The 22648-nt window shown below is 59.1% G+C and carries 23 protein-coding genes; 9 read left to right on the forward strand and 14 right to left on the reverse strand.

Annotated elements, in window-relative coordinates; translation table 11 throughout:
* Positions 1-59: 59 nt before the first annotated feature.
* The 3 genes from AC13RE_RS23860 to AC13RE_RS23870 form a co-directional block, all read right to left on the reverse strand.
* A complete protein-coding gene (locus tag AC13RE_RS23860) occupies positions 60-221 on the reverse strand; it encodes a hypothetical protein (protein ID WP_165915251.1) in 162 nt (53 codons plus the stop codon).
* 82 nt (positions 222-303) lie between these two features.
* On the reverse strand, positions 304-1155 hold the full coding sequence (locus AC13RE_RS23865) for a helix-turn-helix domain-containing protein (protein WP_488564779.1): 852 nt from the start codon (positions 1153-1155) through the stop codon (positions 304-306).
* Positions 1156-1225: 70 nt separating this feature from the next.
* A complete protein-coding gene (locus AC13RE_RS23870) occupies positions 1226-1453 on the reverse strand; it encodes a DUF1127 domain-containing protein (RefSeq protein ID WP_488564780.1) in 228 nt (75 codons plus the stop codon).
* 221 nt (positions 1454-1674) lie between these two features.
* On the opposite strand from AC13RE_RS23870, the gene AC13RE_RS23875 reads away from it, so the two are divergent.
* Positions 1675-2820 (forward strand): M24 family metallopeptidase, encoded by a 1146-nt coding sequence (locus AC13RE_RS23875; RefSeq protein WP_488564781.1) that lies wholly within the window; start codon positions 1675-1677, stop codon positions 2818-2820.
* A 21-nt stretch (positions 2821-2841) separates the two neighbouring features.
* Here AC13RE_RS23875 and AC13RE_RS23880 read toward each other — a convergent pair whose 3' ends face one another.
* The 6 genes from AC13RE_RS23880 to AC13RE_RS23905 all read right to left on the reverse strand — a co-directional run bounded on the left by AC13RE_RS23880 (position 2842) and on the right by AC13RE_RS23905 (position 8924).
* Positions 2842-3900 (reverse strand): ABC transporter ATP-binding protein, encoded by a 1059-nt coding sequence (locus AC13RE_RS23880; protein ID WP_488564782.1) that lies wholly within the window; start codon positions 3898-3900, stop codon positions 2842-2844.
* Between the two features lie 4 nt (positions 3901-3904).
* Entirely contained in the window at positions 3905-4735 is an 831-nt protein-coding gene (locus AC13RE_RS23885; protein WP_015343031.1) for a carbohydrate ABC transporter permease, read from the reverse strand.
* Between the two features lie 3 nt (positions 4736-4738).
* Complete coding sequence (locus AC13RE_RS23890; protein ID WP_132718485.1) at positions 4739-5674, reverse strand: carbohydrate ABC transporter permease; 936 nt, start codon at positions 5672-5674, stop codon at positions 4739-4741.
* A gap of 90 nt (positions 5675-5764) precedes the next feature.
* Positions 5765-7024: an ABC transporter substrate-binding protein gene (locus AC13RE_RS23895; protein WP_132718488.1), complete on the reverse strand. Its 1260-nt coding sequence runs from the start codon at positions 7022-7024 to the stop codon at positions 5765-5767.
* A 41-nt stretch (positions 7025-7065) separates the two neighbouring features.
* Complete coding sequence (locus AC13RE_RS23900) at positions 7066-8232, reverse strand: PLP-dependent transferase (protein WP_132718491.1); 1167 nt, start codon at positions 8230-8232, stop codon at positions 7066-7068.
* Positions 8229-8924: a FadR/GntR family transcriptional regulator gene (locus tag AC13RE_RS23905; RefSeq protein ID WP_015343035.1), complete on the reverse strand. Its 696-nt coding sequence runs from the start codon at positions 8922-8924 to the stop codon at positions 8229-8231. The genes AC13RE_RS23900 and AC13RE_RS23905 overlap by 4 nt, the downstream gene beginning before the upstream one ends.
* A gap of 193 nt (positions 8925-9117) precedes the next feature.
* On the opposite strand from AC13RE_RS23905, the gene AC13RE_RS23910 reads away from it, so the two are divergent.
* A complete protein-coding gene (locus AC13RE_RS23910; protein ID WP_132718493.1) occupies positions 9118-9372 on the forward strand; it encodes a hypothetical protein in 255 nt (84 codons plus the stop codon).
* Positions 9373-9649: 277 nt separating this feature from the next.
* Here AC13RE_RS23910 and AC13RE_RS23915 read toward each other — a convergent pair whose 3' ends face one another.
* From AC13RE_RS23915 to AC13RE_RS23925, 3 genes are all read right to left on the reverse strand, one after another.
* Positions 9650-9814, reverse strand: a complete 165-nt coding sequence (locus AC13RE_RS23915; RefSeq protein ID WP_488564783.1) for a hypothetical protein — start codon at positions 9812-9814, stop codon at positions 9650-9652.
* 99 nt (positions 9815-9913) lie between these two features.
* The gene (locus AC13RE_RS23920; protein ID WP_488564784.1) at positions 9914-11116 is read right to left on the reverse strand and encodes an amidohydrolase family protein; all 1203 of its coding nucleotides are present in this window, start codon (positions 11114-11116) and stop codon (positions 9914-9916) included.
* Positions 11117-11174: 58 nt separating this feature from the next.
* A complete protein-coding gene (locus AC13RE_RS23925; protein WP_488564785.1) occupies positions 11175-11888 on the reverse strand; it encodes a GntR family transcriptional regulator in 714 nt (237 codons plus the stop codon).
* 266 nt (positions 11889-12154) lie between these two features.
* Between AC13RE_RS23925 and AC13RE_RS23930 the strand changes: the two genes are divergently transcribed.
* The 6 genes from AC13RE_RS23930 to AC13RE_RS23955 all read left to right on the forward strand — a co-directional run bounded on the left by AC13RE_RS23930 (position 12155) and on the right by AC13RE_RS23955 (position 18518).
* Complete coding sequence (locus tag AC13RE_RS23930) at positions 12155-13243, forward strand: ABC transporter ATP-binding protein (RefSeq protein ID WP_488564786.1); 1089 nt, start codon at positions 12155-12157, stop codon at positions 13241-13243.
* A gap of 29 nt (positions 13244-13272) precedes the next feature.
* Positions 13273-14571 carry an ABC transporter substrate-binding protein gene (locus AC13RE_RS23935; protein WP_112603600.1) on the forward strand — a complete coding sequence of 433 codons (1299 nt, stop codon included), beginning with the start codon at positions 13273-13275 and terminating at the stop codon, positions 14569-14571.
* A gap of 69 nt (positions 14572-14640) precedes the next feature.
* Positions 14641-15552, forward strand: coding sequence for an ABC transporter permease (locus tag AC13RE_RS23940; protein ID WP_488564787.1), 912 nt, complete (start codon positions 14641-14643; stop codon positions 15550-15552).
* A gap of 1 nt (position 15553) precedes the next feature.
* Complete coding sequence (locus AC13RE_RS23945) at positions 15554-16375, forward strand: ABC transporter permease (protein ID WP_112339273.1); 822 nt, start codon at positions 15554-15556, stop codon at positions 16373-16375.
* Between the two features lie 4 nt (positions 16376-16379).
* Positions 16380-17123 carry an aspartate/glutamate racemase family protein gene (locus tag AC13RE_RS23950; protein WP_488564788.1) on the forward strand — a complete coding sequence of 248 codons (744 nt, stop codon included), beginning with the start codon at positions 16380-16382 and terminating at the stop codon, positions 17121-17123.
* A 108-nt stretch (positions 17124-17231) separates the two neighbouring features.
* Positions 17232-18518: a DUF763 domain-containing protein gene (locus tag AC13RE_RS23955; protein WP_488564789.1), complete on the forward strand. Its 1287-nt coding sequence runs from the start codon at positions 17232-17234 to the stop codon at positions 18516-18518.
* Between the two features lie 47 nt (positions 18519-18565).
* On the opposite strand, the gene AC13RE_RS23960 is transcribed toward AC13RE_RS23955, so the two are convergent.
* The gene (locus tag AC13RE_RS23960) at positions 18566-20902 is read right to left on the reverse strand and encodes a glucose/quinate/shikimate family membrane-bound PQQ-dependent dehydrogenase (protein ID WP_488564790.1); all 2337 of its coding nucleotides are present in this window, start codon (positions 20900-20902) and stop codon (positions 18566-18568) included.
* Between the two features lie 358 nt (positions 20903-21260).
* On the opposite strand from AC13RE_RS23960, the gene AC13RE_RS23965 reads away from it, so the two are divergent.
* Positions 21261-21449: a hypothetical protein gene (locus tag AC13RE_RS23965; protein WP_095436481.1), complete on the forward strand. Its 189-nt coding sequence runs from the start codon at positions 21261-21263 to the stop codon at positions 21447-21449.
* Positions 21450-21574: 125 nt separating this feature from the next.
* Here the strand turns inward: AC13RE_RS23965 and AC13RE_RS23970 are convergent, their stop codons facing one another.
* Complete coding sequence (locus AC13RE_RS23970; RefSeq protein WP_488564791.1) at positions 21575-22534, reverse strand: acetylxylan esterase; 960 nt, start codon at positions 22532-22534, stop codon at positions 21575-21577.
* Positions 22535-22648: the final 114 nt, after the last annotated feature.

Below are 22648 nucleotides of genomic sequence, written 5' to 3' on the forward strand. Positions count from 1 at the left end.
GGCGCTCCTGCCGCAACGCCTCCATTTCGATTAATCGCGGGGCCGGCCCGACAGCTTTGCTATTCCTTGCCGCTCGCAGCGGCTGACGTCGATTGCCCGGCTTCTTTCAAGGCAGCCGCACATTCCTCGCAGCATACCTCAACCGATTTGCCGCCAAGGTTGACCTTGATGGTCTCCGAGCCGAGTTCGCAATCGCAGGCGGCACATGTGGTTCTCTTCATCTCATGATCCTTTTCTGATTGATCCCCTTGCTGAGGCAGGCTCATGAGTGCATCGATGATGGTATCGGCGCTGTCGAAATCTTTAGCGAACCGCGTAGCGCTTCGGCTTCAGCTGCGCCGAACGCTGAAATTCCGCCGGTGTCTGCCCGTAAGTCTGTTTAAACGCAGCACTGAAATGGCTGTGGCTGGAAAAGCCGAGATCGAGGCCGAGCATGGTCAGGTCGTCATAGACGCCGAGGAGATCGAGCGCGCGTGCCAGCCGAAGCCGCAGCTGATAGCGATAAAGCGGAATGGCTTCCACCTGTTGGAAGACTTGCGTCAGATAGACGGGCGAGACGCCGACTTCTTTTGCGATCTCTGCAAGCGTCCAGCGGCGGGCAAGATCGGAGGACAGAACGAGCTTTGCCCGGTCGACGAGCTTCTGCCGGCCGGCACTTGCGCCGGCCGCATGCGACGTCCGTTCGCCGAGAGAGCGGCGTACCAGGGTCAACGCCAGCGTTTCACCCTCCAGGCTCTCGGCTATATTGCGGCTGAGCCCATGGCGAAGCATCGCCACGAGTGCCTGCGCGCGCGGATCTATGCGTCGGCGCTGCCGACGGAAGATGACGCTTTCGCCGGACTGAACCTGCTCTTTCGGCGCGAGCTCGTGAAGGACGCTCTCATCTATACTGAAATCGAGACAGGAATCGCCGCCGTCAATGGGATGACTGATCCGATATCCCTGTCCCTTATTGAAGAATAATACCTGGTTTGCTTCCGCAACGGTATCACTCTGGTCGACGTGGCGCTTGAAAACGCCACGATAGGGATAGACGAGGCTTGTCTTGTGGGCGCACTCCTCACCGCTCTTATGTCGGCATTCGCCATTGCAGACGATATCGCGGATGAGGACGGTTTTCGTCTTCAGCAGCAAGGCGGTCGTAATTTCTGACATGCCGAACTTCCTCATCCCGGCGTTGACGCCCGCCACACCAGTGAAGCTTAACACATCCTGCGCCATCTTTTTAGTAGCGGCTATAAATATGGACATCGCTTCCATTTTGACCGCGGGAAAGGCCAATGTCTTTCAACTGATCGTCCGACAATCCCAGAAGCGCATTGCGGTTTCTGCGCTCGACCATTTTGCGTACGAGCGCACGTACAAGGTCCAGCAAGGTCGAGAAAGACGCGCCTCGAGTCTTATGGAAGGCGCGGGCCTGTTCGGAAGAAGTGATGATGTTTGTGGCTTGCATAGCGATACTCCATCGGTTGCTTCGATGAGAGCAGTGAACCACTGGAGCCGTATTCGCGCTGTCAAATAATTTAGCTATCGAATCCGGCAGCGACCTTCGTGAAAGCGGTGAATTTGTATTTTTCTTGTCGACATACGTGTTGCAGGAGCGATAGTGTCGGCACCGCTCCGCGTGGCGTGAGGATAAGCTATGCAGGGCGAAGAGTATTGAGGAGAGTAAGAATGTCGTGGCAACACCCAGTACCCCGGATTACCGCAGGGGAAAGACAACAGCGCCTTTCGAGCCTTCGAAAGCTGCTCGATGCAAAGGGATGGGCCGGTATGTTGCTCGGGCCGACCGAGAGCCTGCGTTATTTCACCGGGCTCGTCTGGCATGCAAGCGAGCGGTTTCTCGGCGCGCTGGTGACGCCGACAGACCTCTACTACATCGTACCGGGCTTCGAGCGCAGCAGGGTGGAAACCCTGCCGCATCTGCCGGCAGATATCCTGGAATGGCAGGAGGAAGAGAGCAGCGCGGCACTCGTAGCCCGCGTGCTGAGAGATAAGGGCATCTTGGCGTTCGACGACAACATGCCGCTTTACTTCTACAACGCGCTGGCCGTCGAGCTTGGAGCTGAAAGGCTTGTGAATGGCGGGCCGATCATCAATGGCCTGCGCCGGATCAAGTCCCCAGCCGAAATCGCGCTCATTCAATATGCTATGAACCTGACACTAGACGTGCATAAGCAGGCGCATGCCCTGCTCAAGCCGGGGACTCGCGCGTCGGAAGTGGTCGAATTCATCGACCGGCGTCATCGCGAGGCGGGCGCCGATGGCGGCTCGACCTTCTGCATCGTATCCTTCGGCGAAGCCACGTCCCTGCCGCACGGCGCCGATGGCGACCAGACGCTCGGCGAAGACGACGTCATCTTAGTGGATACGGGCGCCCGCATCGACGGCTATCATTCCGACCTGACGCGGACATACAAGCTGAAGAGCGGCGACAGCGCCTTCGAAGATGCCTGGGCGATCGAACGCGAGGCGCAGCAGGCCGTTTTCGAGGCGGCAAAGCTGAGCGCCGCCTGCTCGAGCCTGGACGATGCGGCTCGCGCGGTGCTTGCCAGACATTCGCTTGGCCCCGACTACAAGCTGCCGGGACTGCCGCATCGTGCCGGCCACGGCCTTGGCCTGGAAATTCATGAGGAGCCTTACATCGTGCGCGGCAACGCGACGGTGCTTGAGGCCGGCATGTGCTTCTCAAACGAGCCGATGATTGTCTTTCCGAAGAAATTCGGTATCCGGCTGGAGGACCACATCTACATAGCGTCGGATGGGCCGCACTGGTTCACGCAGCCGTCCAGCGGGCCGACCGAGCCATTTGCGAACTGAGAATTTTAATCGGGGCGACCGTCAAGTCGCCCTTTTTCCATCCTCATCGAAGACATGCAGATGCTGCGCCGGGAAGCCGACGTGGACTTGCGTCCCCGCGCCGAGGGCCGTGCGATCCAATGTGAATACCTTGAACGGCAGGCCGTGCAGCGAGAGATGCAGGATGATGCCGAAGCCGGTGGGCTCAATGAGTTCGACATTGGCGGCCATGTCGGAGGGGTAGGACGACAGCACGACATGCTCCGGCCGAATGCCGAGCGTCACTTTCGTGCCGGCGGCCAGTTGCAGCGGCTCGGGAAGCGGCACGAGCGTGCCGTCCTTGAGCTTGACGCCATTCCCTTCATAGGTTGCATCGAGAAAATTCATGCCGGGTGAACCAATGAAGCCGGCCACAAAGAGATTGGCGGGGCGGTCATAGAGTTCGAGCGGGCTGCCAACCTGCTGAACCACCCCGCCATGCATGGCGACGATGCGGTCCGCCAGCGTCATCGCCTCGATCTGATCGTGGGTGACATAGATCGAGGTCGCCTTCAGGTCGCCATGCAATTTCTTGATCTCGGCACGCATCTGCTCACGCAAGCGGGCGTCGAGATTCGACAACGGCTCATCGAACAGGAAGGCTTTCGGCTGCCGCACGATGGCGCGGCCCATGGCGACGCGCTGGCGTTGGCCACCGGAAAGGGCTTTCGGTCGACGTTCGAGCAGCGGATCGAGACCGAGCTTGGATGCCGCGCCGGCGACAGCCTTGGCGATGCCATCCTTGGCCACCTTCCGCAGCCGCAGGCTGTAGCTCATGTTGCCGGCCACATTCATATGCGGATAAAGCGCATAGGACTGGAAGACCATCGCGATGTCGCGGTCCTTCGGATGTAATTCGTTGACGCGATTGTCGGCGATGCGGATTTCGCCGCCGCTGATATCCTCAAGCCCGGCAATCATCCGGAGCAGGGTGGATTTTCCGCATCCGGAAGGGCCGACAAGAACGACGAATTCGCCGTCCTTGATCCTGAGATCGATGTCATGCAGCACCTGCACGTGGCCGTAGGCTTTCTTGACGTTTTGAATATCGATCGATGCCATATGACTAACCCTTGACCGCGCCGGCCGTCAGGCCCTGCACGAGATAGCGTTGGATAAGCAGGAAGAAGAGGGCTGCCGGAATGAGCGCCATGACGCCCGCCGCCATCATCTGCCCGAAATCCACGGAGAATTTTGAGACGAAAGTAAGAAGCCCGACCGGGAAGGTCGCTGCCTGATTGCCGTTGATGAGCATCAGCGCAAAGAGAAGCTCGCTCCATGCCGCCGTGAAGACGAAGCCGAGGGTGGCTGCGATACCGGGCAGCGTCAGCGGCAGGATGATCTGCCGGAAAGCCGTGAACTGCGTTGCGCCGTCGATCATGGCAGCCTCTTCCAGATCCTTCGGAATGCCGTCGAAGAAGGACTGCATTAGGAAGGTGGCGAAGGGCACGTTGAAGGCCGTGTAGACGATGACGAGGCCGGTCAGGCTGTTTGTCAGATGCAGCGGCGTCAGGATCTTGAAGATCGGTGCGACGAGCATGACCAGCGGAAACATCTGCGTCAGCAGCATCAGCGCCACGATCCAGTATTTGGCGCGGAAATTAAAGCGCGAGAGAGCATAGCCCGAGAGCGACGCGCAGATGGTCACGGCAATTGCCGTCGAGGCCGAGACGATCAGGCTGTTCTTGAAGAAGGTCGGGAAGTCGCTGTGCTGCAGCACGAAGGCATAGTGTTCCCAGGTCGTGCGCGACGGCCACATGCGCACGCCCTCGGTATAGAGCAGATCGTTCGGCGTCACCGACACTTTCAGCAGCCAGAAGAGCGGGAAGAGCGCGAAGACGACGTAGCAAAGAATTGCCAGGCGATGCGCGATGGTGGGAAGAACGGATCGTCTCATGGCTCAATCCTTGTTCAGCAGGGTCTGCCGCAGCAGGATGATCAGCATGGAATAGGTGAGAAGGAGAACCAGCAGTACCAGCGCGATGGCCGAGGCGTAGCCGAAATCCAGCCGTTTGAAGGCCTGCGTGAAGATGTAGCTGGCAACGATCTGCGTGCGGTCCGCGGGTCCGCCGCCGGTCATGACGACGATCAGATCGGCAAAATTCGAGACCCAGACCGTGCGCAGCAGCACGGTAATGGCGATGGTCGGAGCGAGGAAGGGAAGGGTAATCGAGCGAAAGCGCTCGAACCAGCCAGCGCCGTCGATCGAAGCGGCCTCATAGAGATCGCGCGGAATTGCCTGGAGAGCTGCCAGCAGCGTGATCGCGAAGAAGGGAATGCCCCACCAGACGTTGGCAACGATCGGCCCCCACATTGCATAATTCGGGTCCGATAGGATGTTGTTCGGCTCGTTCATCAGGCCCATGGCATAAAGCCAATGCGGGATCGGGCCGATGACCGGATTGAACAGCCAGGACCAGTTGAGACCGGCGAGGAAAGAGGGAACGGCCCAGGGTAGGAATACCAGCGCCTGAACGATCGATCTGCCGAAGAAGGGTTTGTCCAAAAGAAGTGCCAGGATCAGCCCAAAGATGAACTGCAGCACCACGGAAGCGCCCGTCCACCAAAGCGTATTCTTCAGTGCCCAGTAGAAGGCCTTATCCCTGGAGAGATCGCGAAAGTGCTCCAGGCCGATGAAGCCGCCGGAAAACGGATTGAGCAGCTGAATATCGCGGAAGGCGTAGGATATGCCGATTGCCAGCGGCACGAGCATCACGGCGATGATGAGGATCAGGGCAGGGGCGCTGTAAAGATACGGTTCCGAGGCGTCGGCGAGGCGCTTCAGCCACGGCCTGCGGTCGTGACGCCTGTCGAGCGTGTCGGTGATCGAAGTCATCTGCAAGAGTTCCCATTCGCGGCGTTCGAACGCCGTCTGTTTCAAGTGGGCAGAGACGGCGGCGGATCGCTCCGCCGCCGCATGTACGTTCTATTTCTTCGCGAGGAATTTCTGCTGGGCCTTGGTCAAGTAATCGGCCCATTGGTCGGCCAGATCCTTGGCCGAGATATCGCCGAGCAGTGCCTGCTGAGAGGTCTTGATCGCCAGCGAATCCTTGAAGAAGGCGAATTCCTCAAGATAGGTCGGCATCACTGTGGGAACGGTGTCCTTGTCGGCCAGTTCCTGGAACCAGCCCTTGAACTGATCGCCGGCGTAGAAGGGGTCCTTTTCCGCGGCCGTATAGGCTGGCAGAGCGCCGATCTTCTTGTTCCATTCCAGATTGCCTTCCTTGCCTTCAAGGGTTGCAATCAGCTTCCAGGACAGATCCTTGTTCTGGCTCGTCGAGAACATCGACCAGCCGGCATAGCCAATGGTCGGGAAGGACTTGCCATCCGGACCCTTCGGCAGCGGTGCAACGCCGAAATCATCCTTTTTCATGCGTTCCGCAACGGCGATCAGCGCATCCGGATCCTGGTCGAGGAAGGCGCAGGTGCCGGAATAGAAGCCGGCGACGACTTCGTTGAAACCCCAGTTGACGCTGTCCTTCGGCGCATAGCCCTTCTTGTAGAGATCGACCATCCACTCGATGCCCTTCGCCCAGCCCGGGCTGTTCATCGTCGAGGTGCCGTCGTCCTTGAAGTACTTGTTGTCGCCCGCCATGGAGGCGGCAAAGATCATCCAGCCGTTAAGACCGCCCGGACCGCCGCGCATGCAGTAACCGTATTTGCCCGGTAGCTTCGAGATGGCCTCGGATGCCTTGACGAACTCGTCCAACGTCTTCGGCGGCTCGGCGATGCCGGCATCCTTCAGAATCTTCTTGTTGTAGAACATGGCGCGCAGATAGAAGCCGTAAGGCAGCATATAGGCGGTGTTCTTGACATCGCGGCCGAGTTGAAGCGCGCGCGGCGTCAGTTCACTCGCATGTTCCCACTTGGCGAGGTAGGGCTCGAGGCTTTCGAGCATGCCGTTGTTGCCGTAGAGCGACAGCCAGGTATCAGGCATTTCCATCACGTCGGGCGTATCGCCGGCCGAAACCATGGTGGCGAATTTCTGGAAGGCCTCGTTCCAGGGCAGGGAGATGATATCGACCTTGGTGCCTGGGTTGGCGGCTTCGAACTTGGCGACGATCGACTTCAGCGTCTCGGTGCGCTCCGGGCTTGTGATGACTTCCACAAGCTTCAACGTCGTATCGGCAAAGGCGGTACCGCCCATCAAGGCGGTGAAGAGTGCTGCTGTTATCAGTCTTTTCATGTTGCTTCCCCTTTTTAGGTTTTCCTCTCAGATTGACGATGTCACGAGGCGGCGGCGATCGCCTCCTCGAGTTCCTTCCACAAGGCCTCGGTTCCTTCGAGGCCAACATGGAGACGTACGGAGCGCGGATTGATGCCGAAAGTATGCGCCGAATTGGGCTGCGCCTTCTGCTGCAGCACGACTTCGCCCGGCACGATCAGGCTCTCATGTCCGCCCCAGCTCACACCCAGCTTGAAGAGCGTGAGGCGATCCGCGAATGCACGCACGTCGACGCCTTCGCGGAAGATGAATGAAAACAGGCCCGAAGTGCCGTTCAGGCCCGCAGGCAACCGATTGGCGAGACCCGGATGACAGACCTGCTCGACGACATCGAGCTCCTGCAGCCGCTTGGCGATCGTCATCGCCGCCGCCTCATGCGCCTTCATGCGGATCGGCAGCGTGCGAAGCCCGCGGATCAGGAGCCATGCGTCGAAGGGCGAAAGCTTACCGCCGAGATAAGGATAGGCTTCGGCTTTCAGCCGCGCGATCATCTCCTTCGAACCGGCGACAACACCAGCGACCACGTCGCTGTGCCCACCGAGATATTTCGAGGCGGAATGAATGACGAGATCGACGCCGAGTTTCAAAGGCTGCTGGAAAAAGGGAGTTGCCCAGCTGTTGTCGATCATCGAGACGACGCCGTGCTGTTTGGCGAGTGCAGCAAGTGCACCCACATCATGCGCTTCCATGACCCAGCTCGTCGGGCTTTCCATGTAGAAAACCCTAGCGCCGGGAAGCGCCTTGGCGACAGCCTCCTCATCGCGGCCGTCGACATAGGTCACCTCGACCTTCATGCGTTTCAGAACCGTGCCGAAGAGGCGGAAGGCATCGGGATAGACGTGCTTGACTGCAACGATACGGTCGCCCGGCTCGACAAAGCTTAAAACGGCCGACGATATCGCCGCCATGCCGCTGGCAAAACCGAGCGCATCCTCGGCGCCCTCGAGCTTTGCCAGCATTTCCTCGAACAGACGCACCGTCGGGTTGAGGCCACGCGTATAGGTCGGCCGCACCTTTTCGCCGCGATAGGAGGCGATCATCTCGTCATAGCTGGAAAAGGTGAAAAGCGAGGTCTGGAAGATCGGCGGCACTACGGCATCGGCGAAGTTGCCGTCGTCATGGGCAGTGATGAGGGAGGCAAGTTCGAACGGCTCTAACCCGTCAGTCATTTGGACATTTCCTTGATGTCTTCCTCGACCACGTCGAGAATTTTCAATGTTTCGGCGCGCGCAGCCTCGGGATCCTGGTCGGCGATCGCGTTGAACAGCGTGCGATGATAGGGGAAGGACCGACGGGCAAAATCCTGTCGGTCGAAAGGATGCTCCCAGAAGCGCTCGAAGGTTTCGCGCATCTGTTCGAGAAGTTGCCGGAATAGCGGATTGTGGGTGGCATCATAGACGGCAAGATGGAAGGCGAGGTCCTCAGGCCCGGATGTGCCCTTGGCCATGTGCACGCGCTCCATCTCGTTGAGCTTTTCTTCGATGATAACGAGGTCTTCGTCGGTTCGCTTTCTCGCAGCTACCATGCCGGCTTCACATTCAATGCCGCGGCGGACCTCCAGCGTCTGCAACAGCGCATCGCGCAGGTGTGACGGGTTGAAGGAAAGCGGCATATGGATCGTCGCTTTCGAAACCGGCTTCAGCAGGTAGGTGCCGCTGCCTTTGCGCGTCTCCATGACGCCGAGCGCCTGGAAGTAGGTGATCACCTCGCGAATGGTGGAGCGTCCCACCGAAAGCGCGGCCATCAGCTCGCGCTCGGTCGGAAGCCGGTCGCCGGCCTGCAGCTTCGACGATTCGATGAAGGTCGACAGCGCCTCGATGACTTGCTGCGTCCGATCAATGGAAGGAAGAGGGGTAAGCATGGGTTTTGTCATGGATGGTAAATTGGTCTGACATCTGCCATCAGGTCAATCTCTTTTTGTTGGCCCGGTCATTTTTCCGGCCCTTAAATTTTTAAGGACGCAAAGCGAGCAGCAGCGAAGGTTGTTTGCGGCCTTCAAGAGCGCCGACAGCGCTGATAGAAGGAACGTGTTGTGAGTCCCGGGCTGGAAGAGAATGGCCGCTAGAGATCGATATTCACGGAAGCTGGAATGCGCGAAATGCGACCACACCGGCTTTGCCGAAGTTTCCGAAACTGACGATCGTCGGGCGATGAGCCGCGATTTCAAGATAGACGAGATGCCGCGCGGCTTTTCCACGGAACGGCCGTCGACCGATCCCCGCAAGCATATGGTCCGCTGCCGATGCGGCTCGGTATTTCCTTTCGAGCAGAATACGGTTTATGCACCGGGCGGCGAGCCGCGGCGCTGAGCAAGCGTATCCAGAAAAGAAAAAAGCCCCGCACAGGCGAGGCTAAGCTTGTGCCGCTCCGGGGAAATCGGAAGCGACGCGGCATTGTCTAACGGTCGCCTTCTCTCCCGACTAGGTCAGTTTTGGCGATAGCGGTACGCTCAAGTAAAAAAGCTCTTCATTCGTGAAATGAGATTGGTTTGCAGGCTTTCTCCCAGTGGCTGCAAAGATGCGAGGAAACTATCGTGCCGTGCAATATGTTCAGCCAGCGTTCATTTTCCCGCGGGCAAAAAGACAATCACCGCAACGCCTTGCGGTCGTCGAGGCCCGGCTTCCATTGGTTTTCCAGCCTGGCTGCCGGGCCTCGCAGATATTGAAAACCGCGGATACCCATATGCGGCTGCTTCGCGCCTTCATCGATTGGATTCGCCGCAAGCGGCGGCCAGAACAGGAAACGATCCAACACTCCGCCGATGACCCATGGGTTCTGCAGCAGATTGAGAAATTCGAGCGAGAGTTGAAGCGCTAGCAGGCTCGCTGGTTCGTAAGTCCCGGTGCTTGATCAGCGCCGCAGGACGGCCCCATCTTTGGCGACGAGCTTGCCCGCCTTGTAGACAGCGCGTCCTTTCGGCACTGCAACGACCGCCTCGGGAACATGCTCCGCCTTCAAGGTAACGAAATCGGCTTTGGCACCGATCTTCAAGCCGTAATCAGCCAGGCGTAGGGCCTTGGCGCCGCCTTCCGTCACCACATCGAAGGCGGCCTTCAATTCGTCGTCGGTATAGAAGCCCGACCGATAGCCGATCATCATGGCGCGGCCCAGCATGTCGCCATCACCATAGGGCCACCATGAATCGCGGATATTGTCGCTGCCGCTGAAAACGGTGACACCGGCAGCCCGAAGCAGGGCGACGGGCGGGAAGGTGTGGGCGCCGGGTGCGTTGGTCATGATGGAGACGCCGCTCTCGGCGATGAGAGCCGCGCCACGCTTGGCCGCCTCGATCGAGAGATCGCCAAGCCCATAGGCATGGCTGATCGCGACATGTCCGCCCATGGAGAGACCACGCGCGCGAGCGCAGATCTGCTCGATGGTGAAGAGGCCGAGCATGCCAGCGTCGTGAAGATGGATATCGACACCGACGCCATGCTTCTCGGCGACGCCGAAAACGACATCGAGATGTTTTTCGACATCGCGATCGAAGCTTGCAGGATCGAGCCCGCCGACGAGATCGGCACCCATGGCGATCGCCTGATCCAGAAGCTCAGGTGTGCCGGGGCTTTTCAGAATGCCGCTTTGCGGAAAGGCAACAAGCTGGATGTCGATCAATCCGCGGTATTCTTCGCGTACGGCAAGCACAGTCTCCAGCGACTTCAATCCAACAGAACCATCCACCATGACATGGCTGCGCATATGTGTGCTGCCATTGGCGATGCAGAGGTCGAGCTGGTTTCTGGCCCTTTCGTCCATCGGTGCGGCCTGCGCCATGTTTTGCGCCTGGAAGGCGACGCGCTCGTGGACGTCGAAGCCGTTGGTGCAGGGCTTGTGCGGTATCCAGGCGTCACCGTAGAAGCTGGTGTCGAGATGAATGTGCCCTTCGACGAAGCCGGGCACCACGAGGGCGCCTTCGAGGTCGATAAGCTCGAAGGCAGAGATCGGCCCTCCGGTCTCCATGATCGACACGATCCGCCCGCCCGTGACGCCGATATCCTTGACAGTGCCATCGGCAAGCTTGGCCCGGGTAAAGAGCGTTTCGATCGTGCTCAATTTTTTCTCCTTGAATCCATGGCTACCGGTCGCGCGAACCCTCTGGATGACGGATGTCTTACCGCTCGAACGCTTCTTTCAGACCGAAGCTCTTGCGCTCACGTAGGTCGAGATCGGCTTCGATATGGGCGATATGATGCAGCATCAGGTGACAGGCCGTGTCCACATCCTGGCGCTCCAGTGCGGTGATGATATCGCCATGCTCGGCATGGCCGCAACTGGAGGCGCTTGATTGTCCATAAAGCGCAATTACCAGCGAGGAGCGGGCGACAAGCTCCTCCATGAAGCGCTGCATGATGAGATTGCCCGATATCGACGCGAGCATGAGATGGAAGTCGCCCGAGGCCTTGATCTCGGCCCGGCGCGCGGGTTGACCGCGCTCTCCCATCAAGCGGCCTTCTTCCACGAGGAGCTGCCGGAGCTGTGCGAGCTGAGGTGCGGTAATACGTTCGGCTGCCGATCTCAGTATTCCCGGCTCGACCAGGCGACGCGCAGCGAATATCTGTCGCGCCTCCTCGGGCGATGGATAGGCGACGAAAGCGCCTCGGTTCTTTTCGACGCTGACGAGCCCCTCATAGGAAAGAGCCTGCAGGGCGGCACGTGCCAAAGTCCGGCTGACGCTGAAGAGGGCGCCGACATCGCTTTCGGACAGTTTCGTTCCGGGTGCGAGCCGACGCTCGACGATCGCGTCGCGAATGGCCTCGCGGATCTGTTGCGCGCCACTGTCGGTAGCGTCGCCGGGCGTCAAAAGCGCATCTGCTGAAGAATTCATGATCGGTAGCCTGAGTAACTGGCTGCAATGATAGACAGGTTTCGCGCGGAAGTTAAACGAAATCTGATGCAAACAAGGCCAAAAGTGTATACGATATTTTGCATAAATCGCGCACAATAGCCTATTTCCTGTGCAGATTTATGATTGCCTATTGGAAAGCACAATTTCTCTCCCGAGCTAAAATTAAGTAAATTCAATCGGTTGGTCAGCCTCCGCAAAACTGGCACGATTGATGCAGTGTCTTTCCCAAACCACAGGGGAAGATGATGTCGAAAGCGGCAGAGATCGATATAGTGTCCGTTTCGAAGGTCTACGGCACGACCACGGCAGTCCATGCGATCAGTCTGAAGATACCGGCGGGCTCCTATTGCTGTTTCCTCGGCCCATCCGGTTGCGGCAAGACATCGACCTTGCGCATGATTGCGGGTCACGAGGGGATTTCCTCGGGCGACATCAGGCTTGGCAATACCGTCGTCACCGACTTCCCGCCCGCCAGACGCGGTACGGCGATGATGTTCCAGTCCTATGCGCTGTTTCCGCATCTGGACCTTATCGACAATGTCGCCTTCAGCCTGAAGATGAAAGGTGTCGATAAGGACGAACGCCGCGCGAAGGCGCTCGACATGCTGAAGCTCATGCAAATGGAGGCCTATGCCACCCGCCGTCCGGCCCAGCTTTCAGGCGGACAGCAACAGCGTGTCGCGCTAGCCCGCGCCCTGATCACCGATCCGGAGGCTTTGCTGCTGGACGAACCGCTGTCAGCGCTCGATCCCTTCCTGAAGATCCGCATGCGCGCTGAGCTCAAGAAGCTGCAGAAGTCGCTCGGCATCACTTTCGTTCATGTCACGCATAGCCAGGAAGAGGCGATGGCGCTTGCCGATATCATGGTCATCATGAATGACGGCCGGATCGAGCAGGCGGGATCGCCGCGGGAGGTTTTCGAACATCCCGCGACGGCTTTCGTTGCCCGCTTCATGGGTGACCATAACGTCTTGTCGGGTCGCATAACGTCGAACGAAGATGGCGTGATCACCATGACCGCGCCGGAAGGGCAGGGCTTCTCCGTAAAAGGGTCAGGTCGCGCTATCGGCGAAGCCGTCGACATCGCCGTGCGCACCGACCGCGTCCGGCTTTCGCAGCCATCGGATAAAGGGCTGGGCTTCAACGGCGTAGTCTCCAATGTCGAATATCGCGGCGCGACGCTGAAGATCACCGTCATCGGCGCCGGTAGCGACGATTTCACCGTCATCGCAAGCAACGACGATGCTGCCGCCAGATCGATCGCTGTCGGCGACGCCGTCTCACTGAGTTGGGCTCAGGAGGATGCAATCCTTCTCGGCCGTGTATCCGCATGAATCCAAACTATCAAAAAAGGGGAACTGACATGACGACTGAAACCAAGACTACCAAGACGACGAAAGGCATTTCCCGCCGCTCGCTGCTGAAGACCGGCGCTGCCGCTCTCGGCGCCATGGCCGGCTCCGGCGCCATCACCGGCTTTCCGACCATCTGGGCGCAATCGAACATCACGCTGCGCCAGTTCGGTACCGGCGTTTCGAACATCAATGCCATTGCGGAGAAGTGCAAGGCCGATCTCGGCATTACGCTCGAGATGACGGCAACCGATTCGGATGCCGCGGCACAGCGAGCCGTGACGCAGCCGAACAGCTACGATATCGCCGACATCGAATACTGGATCGCCAAGAAGGTTTTCCCGACCGGCGTCATGCAGCCGATGGACGTCAAGAAGCTCAAATATTACGACAAGATCGTGCCGCTCTTCATCAACGGCAAGCTGAAGCCCGACAGCGTCATCGCGCAGGGCACGGCGCCGCACACGGTGGGCTTTGTCGAAGGGCAGGGCTCGAAGAAATTCGCCAAGGAGCCGACGCAGTGGATGACGATGGTTCCGACCATCTACAATGCCGATACGCTCGGCATTCGTCCCGATCTCACGGGCCGTCCGATCAACAGCTGGGCTGACATTCTCGATCCGGCCTTTAAGGGCAAGACGGCGATCCTCAATATCCCGTCCATCGGCATCATGGACGCCGCGATGATCATGGAAGCTGCCGGCAAGATCAAATATGCCGACAAGGGCAACATGACGAAGGCGGAAATCGACAAGACCATCGACTTCCTGATCAAGACCAAGGGCGATGGCCAGTTCCGCGCTTTCTGGAAGTCCTTCGACGAGAGCGTCAATCTGATGGCATCGGGCGAAGTGGTCATCCAGTCCATGTGGTCGCCGGCGGTTGCTGCAGTCCGCTCCAAGGGTATTGCCTGCACCTTCCAGCCGCTCAAGGAAGGCTATCGTGCCTGGGGTGGTGGTCTCGGCCTCGCCTCGCATCTCAAGGGTGCGCAGCTCGACGCGGCCTATGAATATATCAATTGGTACACCTCCGGCTGGGTCGGTGGTTACCTCAACCGCCAGGGCTACTATTCCGCCTGTATGGAAACGGCCAAGAACTTCATGTCGGCCGACGAATGGGGCTACTGGATTGAAGGCAAGCCGGCACAGGGCGATATCCTCTCTCCGGAAGGCAAGGTGATGGAGAAGGCAGGCGCCGTTCGCGACGGCGGCTCCTTCGAAACCCGCATGGGTGCCGTCGCCTGCTGGAACTCGGTCATGGATGAGGACCGCTACATGGTTCGTCGCTGGAACGAATTCATCGCTGCCTAAGCTGCGATCGATCATTTCCTCTCCCCTTCAAAAACGGGGAGAGGATCCTACCAATGGAGAGGCCGGACTATGGCGACAATCGCTTCCTCGGATGCGGAGCAGGAAACTCAGAAGCCCGGGCATGGATTTGCCATACCCGGCTGGGCCGTCGCCTATCTGCAGGCAACGCCGTTGTTTCTCATTCTCGGCTTCTTCTTCCTGTTGCCGATCGCCATGATCGGCATCGTCAGTTTCTGGGATTATGATTTCGCTGGCCTCTATCCGGCATTCCTGACCGCGAATTACACCGATACGCTCGGTTCGTGGGTTACATGGAAAACCTACCTCAACACATTGAAATTCACAGCAATTGTCTGGGCAATGACGCTCTTCATCGGCTTCTGGGTCGCCTATTTTCTGGCTTTCCATATTCGCCGCACCTCGACGCAGATGATCCTTTTCCTCGTCTGCACCGTGCCCTTCATGACTTCTAACATCATTCGCATGATCTCGTGGATACCCGTCCTCGGGCGCAACGGACTTGTCAATTCAACGCTGATCGAGATGGGCCTGATCCCAAAGCCGATAGAATGGCTGCTCTATTCCGATTTCGCCGTCGTGCTTGCCATGGTGCACCTCTACACGCTGTTCATGGTGACGCCAATCTTCAACACGCTGATGCGTATCGACCGTTCTCTGTTCGAAGCCGCGCGGGATGCCGGCGCCAGCGGATGGCAGGTGCTGTGGAATGTCGTCATCCCGCTTGCCAAGCCGGGCATGGCGATCGGCAGCATCTTCGTCGTCACGCTCGTCATGGCGGATTTCTCCACCGTGCAGGTGATGTCGGGTGGCCAGAGCGCATCCATTGCGCTGATGATGAAGAACCAGATGTCGCTGCTGCAATATCCCGCCGCCGCCGCCAATGCGGTCGTGCTTCTGATCGTCGTATTGCTGATGGTCGCTGCGATCCTGCGCATCGTCGACATCCGCAAGGAGCTCTAAGATGAACAGTGAAAAGCGCGGCCTGGAATTCTATCTTCTGGCGATCTTCTTCACGATTTTCGTCCTGTTTCTCTACGGTCCGCTCTCGGCGGTCATCATCCTGTCCTTCCAGGGGCCGGACGGCGGCCTGACCTTCCCGTTGAATGGTGTCTCGCTGCATTGGTTCGCCAACCTCTTCGAGAAGCAGGCGGTCGGAGACTTCGGCGCATCGTTCCAGCGCTCCTTAATCCTCGGCGTGATGGTCATGATCGTGACCGTTGTCGTATCGCTGCTGGCGGGCCTTGCCTTTCGCCGCCGGTTCCGCGGATCGACGTTCCTTTTCTATGCGACAGTTGCGAGCCTCGTCGTGCCGTCGATCATCATCTCGCTTGGGATCGGCGTCGTCTTTCAGCAGGGCGGCATCGCGCCGGCCTGGTATTCCTCCGCCTTCGGCGCGCATCTGACCTGGACCTTGCCGTTCGGTGTGCTGATCATGTTTGCCGTCTTCAACCGGTTTTCGCCGGCCTATGAGGAGGCAGCCCGCGATCTTGGCGCCAGTTCTTGGCAAACCTTCCGCCATGTAGTGCTGCCGATGATAGCGCCGAGCCTGATCGGCGTCGGCCTATTCGGCTTCACGCTGTCCTATGATGAGTTCGCCCGCACCCTGATGACGTCGGGCACCTACAACACTCTGCCGCTCGAGATCTATGGCATGACGACGAATGTCACGACGCCAGTTCTTTACGCGTTGGGGACGGTGACGACGCTCTTTTCCTTCACCATTATCCTGTTGGCGCTTGCAGTCATGACCATGCTCGGCCGCCGCCAAGCCAAGAAAAGTTGAGATCATGCGCCTGCTGCTTATCAATCCGAATACGACCGTTTCCATGACGGAGAAGGCGGCAATCGCTGCGCGTGCCGTAGCAGGCCCCGGCACGGAGATCATCGCTGCCACCTCGCAGATGGGGCCGGCTTCGATCGAGGGCTATTATGACGGCGCTATCGCCGTGCCCGGCATGCTGCGCGAATTGAAGGAGAGGCAGGCCGAAGGCTATGACGCCGCGATCATCTGCTGTTTCGACGACACCGGTCTGGAAGCCGCACGCATGTTCTGCGACGTACCTGTCGTCGGTCTGTGTGAAGCAGCCGTAGCCACGGCCGGATTCCTGGCACAGCGCTTCAGTGTGGTGACGACGCTCGAACGCTCGCGCATCCTCATCGACAATCTTGTCCATCGTTATGGCATGGGCGCGCGGGCGAAGGTTCGCGCCTCCGATATCCCCGTGCTCGAGCTTGAAGATTCGTCTTCGGGTGCAATCGGAAAGCTGCGGGCAGAAATCGAACGCGCGCTTGCCGAAGACGGAGCGGAGGCAATTGTCCTCGGCTGCGCCGGCATGACGGATCTCGCAAGGCAGCTCCAAGCGATCTACGGCATCCCGGTCGTGGATGGTGTTGCCGCAGCGGTCAAGCAGGCCGAAGCTTTGGTGTCGCTGGGCCTATCCACCAGCAAGCGCAGTTCCTATGCCTCCCCATTGCCCAAGTCTTTTTCAGGTGCGATGCAGGATTTTGCGCCGACGTCGGCGTTGGCTTAACCTCATCACAATTCATATTCGGTGCCTCGGCTGAGCGCCGCACCTTGCGAATGGCATATCTCGGCTCCCCGGACTACAATGCCACGGTAAAGAACGAGAGTCGTGGATTTGGCACAGAGAGCCGGCAAAGCTGATCTTCCCCTGCATGGCGGCCGCGTACCGCGCTGGCTCGGCGATCGCATGACACGCCTGGGCGCCGTCATCACCGAGGCGATCGTGCAGCATTACGGGCGTGACGAGCTGTTTCGCCGTCTCGCCAATCCCTTCTGGTTCCAGTCCTTTGGCGCCGTCATGGGCATGGATTGGCATTCCTCGGGGATCACGACGAGCGTCCTTGGCGCCCTGAAGCGCGGCCTGACGCCGCTATCCGGCGAACTTGGCATCCATGTCTGCGGCGGCCGCGGCGCGCAATCGCGCAAGACGCCGGGCGAACTGCTTGATATCGGCGATCGCGTCGGTATCGATGGCGCGTCCCTTGCCATGAAGAGCCGGCTGATCGCAAAGGTGGACAGCGCAGCCGTGCAGGATGGCTTCGATCTCTACCTACATGGCTTCATCGTCGCCGACGACGGCAAGTGGGTCGTCATCCAGCAGGGCATGAACGATGAACGCCGGCAAGCACGCCGATATCACTGGCTATCGGAGGGTTTGACGAGCTTCCTGGATTCGCCGCACGCGGCTATCGAAGGACGCGAGCAGGGCGAGATCGTCAATCTTGCCGATCGGCGCACCGAGCGTTCCCGCTACGGTCAGCTGGATCTGCTTTCCTCATTGGGACCAGATAAAATCATTCGTGAATTCAATGTCCTGGAGGGGAAATCTCCAGTAATTGACAAACAAGAAGCACAGCCGATGCTGCCATACCTCGTCATGCCGGCACATCATGATGTGCGCCAGGAAGACGTGAACATGCGGCGCCTGCATGGAAATCTTGCCGCCGCGGCCGATCGTGGTCCGGTGGATTTCGAGGAGCTGCTGCTGACGCCTGGGGTTGGCGCGCGCACGGTGAAGGCTTTGGCGATGGTCGCCGAAGTGGTTCACGGCGCACCTTGCCGCTTCTCCGACCCCGCGCGCTTCTCGCTCGCCCATGGTGGAAAGGACCGGCATCCTTTTCCGGTGCCGCTGAAGGTCTATGACGAGACGATCAACGTGATGAAATCCGCCGTCAGGAAGGGGCGTCTCGGTCGCGATGAGGAATTGTCGGCGCTGAAGCGCCTGGATGACCAGTCGAGAATGCTGGAACGTTACGTGACAGGCCCCGATCTTAAGGAGATCGTAGCCGGCGAGTTCGACCGCTCCTTCTCCTATGGCGGCCGCAGCGTGTTTGGTTGGGAACCGGCAACGGATTCAGAAAGCAACGTCGCCGAGGGTAACCGCCGCTCTTCAAAGAGCTAGACTGCGTGTGGCAGAAGGGAGCGGCTTAGCGCCGCTCCATCATCGGGTCATGGTAGCGTATAGCCGATCACATAGTCGCCTGGTTTCGTTCCCACGGAACCGTGACCACCGGCCACCATCACGACATATTGCTTGTTGTCGCTGGCCGTATAGGTCATCGGCGTTGCCTGACCGCCCGCCGGTAGGCGTGCCTGCCAAAGCTGTCTCCCGGTCGTGACATCATAGGCCCTGAGATAATCGTCCACCGCTGCTCCCAGGAACGCCACTCCGCCCTTGGTCACGATCGGGCCGCCAATGCCGGGAACCCCAACCTTGAAGGGAAGGGGCAGAGGCGTCATATCGTGGACGGTACCGTTCTTGTGCTTGTAGGCGATCTTGCCGGTCTTCAGATCGACACCGGCGACATAGCCCCAAGGCGGTGCCTGGCAGGGAATGCCGAGCGGGCTGACGAACGGACCCATGTAGACGCCATAGGGTGAGCCTTCGTTTCGGTTGAGCCCCTGTTCGCTGCCCTTGTCGCCGGCTCCCTTTGGAGGGATCTCGGCGCGCGGCACCAGTCGGGAGGTAAAGGCGAGATAAGTCGGCATGCCGAACATGATCTGCCGTTCAGGGTCGACGGCAACGCTGCCCCAGTTGAAGGTGCCGAAATTGCCGGGGAAGATGATGGAGCCGCGCAGCGATGGTGGCGTATAGCGACCTTCATACTGATGCTGATGGAAGGCGATACGGCAGGCGAGCTGATCGAACAGCGAGACACCCCACATGTCCTTTTCCTGCAAAGGCGGCGGCGAGAAGGTCAGATCGGAGATCGGCTGGGTCGGCGAGGCATGATCCTCCGGAATGGTGCCGCCCGGCGCCGGTATTTCCTTGAAAGGAATGATCGGGGCGCCGGTGCGACGATCGAGCACGTATATGTCGCCCTGCTTGGTGGAAGCGACCAATGCGGGAACCGTGCTGCCGTCGGCCTTTGTCAGATCGACCAGCACGGGTTGGGCCGGCACGTCCATATCCCAGAGATCGTGATGGACGAATTGCTGCACCCATTTGAGCTGGCCGGTATTGATGTCGAGCGCGACCACAGAGGAGGAGAAGCGTTCGACATTGGCACTGCGGCCCATGCCAAGCTGGTCTGGCGTCTGATTGCCAAGCGGAACGTAAACCATGCCGAGCTTTTCGTCGGCGCTGGAAACTGACCAGCTGTTCGGTGAGTTGGTCGTATAGGTCTGGCCGGCGGGCAGCGGCGCTGTCTGATCCGGATTGCCCGAATCCCAGTTCCAGAGCAGCGCGCCGGTCCGGGCGTCGAACGCGCGGATGACGCCGGATTGCTCCTGCGTGGAATAATTGTCGTTCACCGCGCCGCCGATGATGATTTTGTCAGCGACGATGACTGGCGGCGACGTCGAATAATAGTAGCCAGCCGGATTGTATTTCATGCCGTTTTCAAGATGCAGGGTGCCCTGATCGGCAAAACTCGGACAAACCTTGCCGTTGGCAGCATCGAGCGCGATCAGCCGGGCATCCGAGGTCGGCAGATAGACGCGATCGGCACACGGTGCACCGGCGGCAGCGGTCGTGTCGTGATAATAGGAGACACCGCGGCAGGTCTGATGCTGTCGGTTGGGATTCATGCCGGCATTGGCATCGTAACGCCATTTTTCCTTGCCGTCCGTCGCACCGATGGCGATCGCCAAGCTATGGGGCGTGCAGATAAAAAGCGTATCGCCGATCTTGAGCGGCGTAACCTGATAAGTCGTCTCGCCGATGTCATCGGGGCGCTTCACATCACCTGTCTGATATCGCCAGGCTTCCTTCAGGTTCGCGACGTTCTGCGCATTGATCTGGTCGAGAGGCGAGTAACGCTGACCAAACGAGGTTCGACCATATTGATGCCACTCACCATCGGGCACATCGCCGCCCGTCGGGGCATTCGCAGCCATTGTCGCCGGCAAATCGCCGGGGAGATCGTGCGGATCGGTCGTCATCGAATAGACGGCAACGAGGATGGCGATGATCAAAGGTATGGCGAGCGGCCATGGATTGGCTCCATAGTAAACGCCGTCGAGGCTGCGAAAGCCCAGCGGCCGCCGGATCCAGGGTGTCAGAAGCCATAGACCGATCAGAATGATCAACCCGCCGCGTGGACCGAGCTGCCACCAGTCGAAACCGACCTCCCATATCGCCCATCCAAGCGCTGCCAGTACGAAGATCGCATAGAGCCAGAGCGCGGCTGCCTTGCGCATATAAAGCAGGATCGCCGTTACGAGGAAGGCGATGCCGGCCAGAAGATAAAACGGACTTCCGCCCAGCAGCACAAGCCAAAGGCCGCCGCCACCGAGCGCCAGACCGATGAGTGCGAGGATGATCGATGTGATGATGATGGCCATGATCTGCTCCAGTCTATCCGCCGATTGGACAGTGATTGATCGAAGGCATGCGAACCCGGCCAAGATCCCTTCGGATCTCAACGTCGAGGTTAAAGTCTAAATCGATATCAGTTGCTTCGCCGGCAACGAGAAGAACCGCGCCCCGGGCGATTTGGATAGATACATCAAGTCCCCCCAATCAAATCGGAGATTGAACGCCAGGATTGCAAGAATGTTCCAATTCGGCCAGCCATTCAAGTTCGATGCCGTGGCGCCCAATTTGATTAACGGGCGTAGTTAATTTTTTAACAATTTTTCGGAATACTAATGGAACAGATATTGGAATCAAGGGTTTCCGTGCAGAGCCGGAGGACTAGAGATGAATATGAAGATCGTAACCGCCCAGTCGGAAGTTGAAACGAACGACACCGGAACCTATCCGGATGGCATGATGGAGCGTATTCTGGTCGAGTTTTCCGCAAGCTCCGAGCGGCAACACCGCAAATCCCACGAGCGCGATTACGGCGCGCACAAGGCGCTTCGACCGATACCGGCCGGACTTGCCTGATCAGCCCCAAATTTACTACCGTCGTCAGATGTACAAGCGGCACCATTCGCCGCCATGCACCTGCGTGATGGGCGGGGCCGCCCCAGGCATGCAGCCGAGGGCTGTACCAGCATAAGTTTCGCGGTTCATAGCACCTTGAAGAATTGCCCGACCTTGTCTCGCAGAATTGCGTTCTGCTTCTCGCTGCCAGCATAATCGAAATGGCCGGCATCCAGAATGAAGATTTCGTTGAATTTCTGCAGCGCATTTGCGACGGAAAACTGACAGGGTGGCGCAACGGCGGGATCGAAAAGGGCGGGCGCCACAAGCATCGGAATGCTGATACGACTTGCCGCGATCGCAGCATCGAAGAAGCGCAGCGTCTCCAAAACGCTGCCGTGCTTTTCCTGATAGGCCTGTACCGATTGTGCGCTACCGACGGTTGGCAGGGTCAGCCATAGCTCCCGGTGGCCGAAAGTCGGAACGATGAGGTGGCCGCGCCTGATCCGCGCATCGAAAGGAATAGCCAGGGCGCCAATACCGCCGCCGAAACTGATGCCGCTATAGCCGATATGACCGGCAAGCCATGGATAGAGGGTCTCCAGTGTCGAGACTGCGAGCCAGATGTCTTCCACGCAGCCGCCGATGACATAGGTGTCGCGGTTTTCGATACCGCAAAGAACATGCCCCGATGCATCCGAGGGGATTTTCGGGCTCGCGCTGAGGGAGAGCCCGCGGCAACAGGGAAAAAGGATAGCCGTCTCTTCTACCGGCCAATCGAATTCCGGCTGGTCTCTTCCGCCATATCCATGTCCGACGACCAGGCCACGCCGCACCTGGCCGCTGCGGGGAATGAGCAGCCAGCCTTTGATCTGAAACGACCCTGTCGACATGTAGCTGATATCGAAGACGTGCCAGTTGTCGTGAGGCTGCTTGCTGTGGCGAAGCTTGGGTTGCGGATCGATGGCCAGAGCCGCCCTGTAGCGCTGCTGCCAGAAGTCGTCGAAGCCCGCCGGAGCTTCCGGTGCTGCTATCGCCTGCAACTGCGCGAGCTGCATGCCATAGGTCGGATCGAAATCGAAGGGGTGGGATGTCAGTATGCTCATGGCAAACTTTTCGCGTGAAAGCACGGCTGAGGCAAGAAGCAAGATTACCGATCCGCGGGCTCTCGTCGCGGCTTACGCCGTATCTCCCTCCATGAATTCGCCATGAAAGTCCAC

The organism is Martinezella sp. CNPSo 3959, assembly GCF_057784355.1.

Bases quoted from the DNA above. Each gene is read 5' to 3' on its own strand.
- AC13RE_RS23860 (WP_165915251.1), bottom strand. From the start codon at position 221: ATGAAGAGAACCACATGTGCCGCCTGCGATTGCGAACTCGGCTCGGAG.
- AC13RE_RS23865 (WP_488564779.1), bottom strand. From the start codon at position 1,155: ATGTCAGAAATTACGACCGCCTTGCTGCTGAAGACGAAAACCGTCCTC.
- AC13RE_RS23870 (WP_488564780.1), bottom strand. From the start codon at position 1,453: ATGCAAGCCACAAACATCATCACTTCTTCCGAACAGGCCCGCGCCTTC.
- AC13RE_RS23875 (WP_488564781.1), top strand. From the start codon at position 1,675: ATGTCGTGGCAACACCCAGTACCCCGGATTACCGCAGGGGAAAGACAA.
- AC13RE_RS23880 (WP_488564782.1), bottom strand. From the start codon at position 3,900: ATGGCATCGATCGATATTCAAAACGTCAAGAAAGCCTACGGCCACGTG.
- AC13RE_RS23885 (WP_015343031.1), bottom strand. From the start codon at position 4,735: ATGAGACGATCCGTTCTTCCCACCATCGCGCATCGCCTGGCAATTCTT.
- AC13RE_RS23890 (WP_132718485.1), bottom strand. From the start codon at position 5,674: ATGACTTCGATCACCGACACGCTCGACAGGCGTCACGACCGCAGGCCG.
- AC13RE_RS23895 (WP_132718488.1), bottom strand. From the start codon at position 7,024: ATGAAAAGACTGATAACAGCAGCACTCTTCACCGCCTTGATGGGCGGT.
- AC13RE_RS23900 (WP_132718491.1), bottom strand. From the start codon at position 8,232: ATGACTGACGGGTTAGAGCCGTTCGAACTTGCCTCCCTCATCACTGCC.
- AC13RE_RS23905 (WP_015343035.1), bottom strand. From the start codon at position 8,924: ATGCTTACCCCTCTTCCTTCCATTGATCGGACGCAGCAAGTCATCGAG.
- AC13RE_RS23910 (WP_132718493.1), top strand. From the start codon at position 9,118: ATGGCCGCTAGAGATCGATATTCACGGAAGCTGGAATGCGCGAAATGC.
- AC13RE_RS23925 (WP_488564785.1), bottom strand. From the start codon at position 11,888: ATGAATTCTTCAGCAGATGCGCTTTTGACGCCCGGCGACGCTACCGAC.
- AC13RE_RS23930 (WP_488564786.1), top strand. From the start codon at position 12,155: ATGTCGAAAGCGGCAGAGATCGATATAGTGTCCGTTTCGAAGGTCTAC.
- AC13RE_RS23935 (WP_112603600.1), top strand. From the start codon at position 13,273: ATGACGACTGAAACCAAGACTACCAAGACGACGAAAGGCATTTCCCGC.
- AC13RE_RS23940 (WP_488564787.1), top strand. From the start codon at position 14,641: ATGGCGACAATCGCTTCCTCGGATGCGGAGCAGGAAACTCAGAAGCCC.
- AC13RE_RS23945 (WP_112339273.1), top strand. From the start codon at position 15,554: ATGAACAGTGAAAAGCGCGGCCTGGAATTCTATCTTCTGGCGATCTTC.
- AC13RE_RS23950 (WP_488564788.1), top strand. From the start codon at position 16,380: ATGCGCCTGCTGCTTATCAATCCGAATACGACCGTTTCCATGACGGAG.
- AC13RE_RS23960 (WP_488564790.1), bottom strand. From the start codon at position 20,902: ATGGCCATCATCATCACATCGATCATCCTCGCACTCATCGGTCTGGCG.
- AC13RE_RS23965 (WP_095436481.1), top strand. From the start codon at position 21,261: ATGAATATGAAGATCGTAACCGCCCAGTCGGAAGTTGAAACGAACGAC.
- AC13RE_RS23970 (WP_488564791.1), bottom strand. From the start codon at position 22,534: ATGAGCATACTGACATCCCACCCCTTCGATTTCGATCCGACCTATGGC.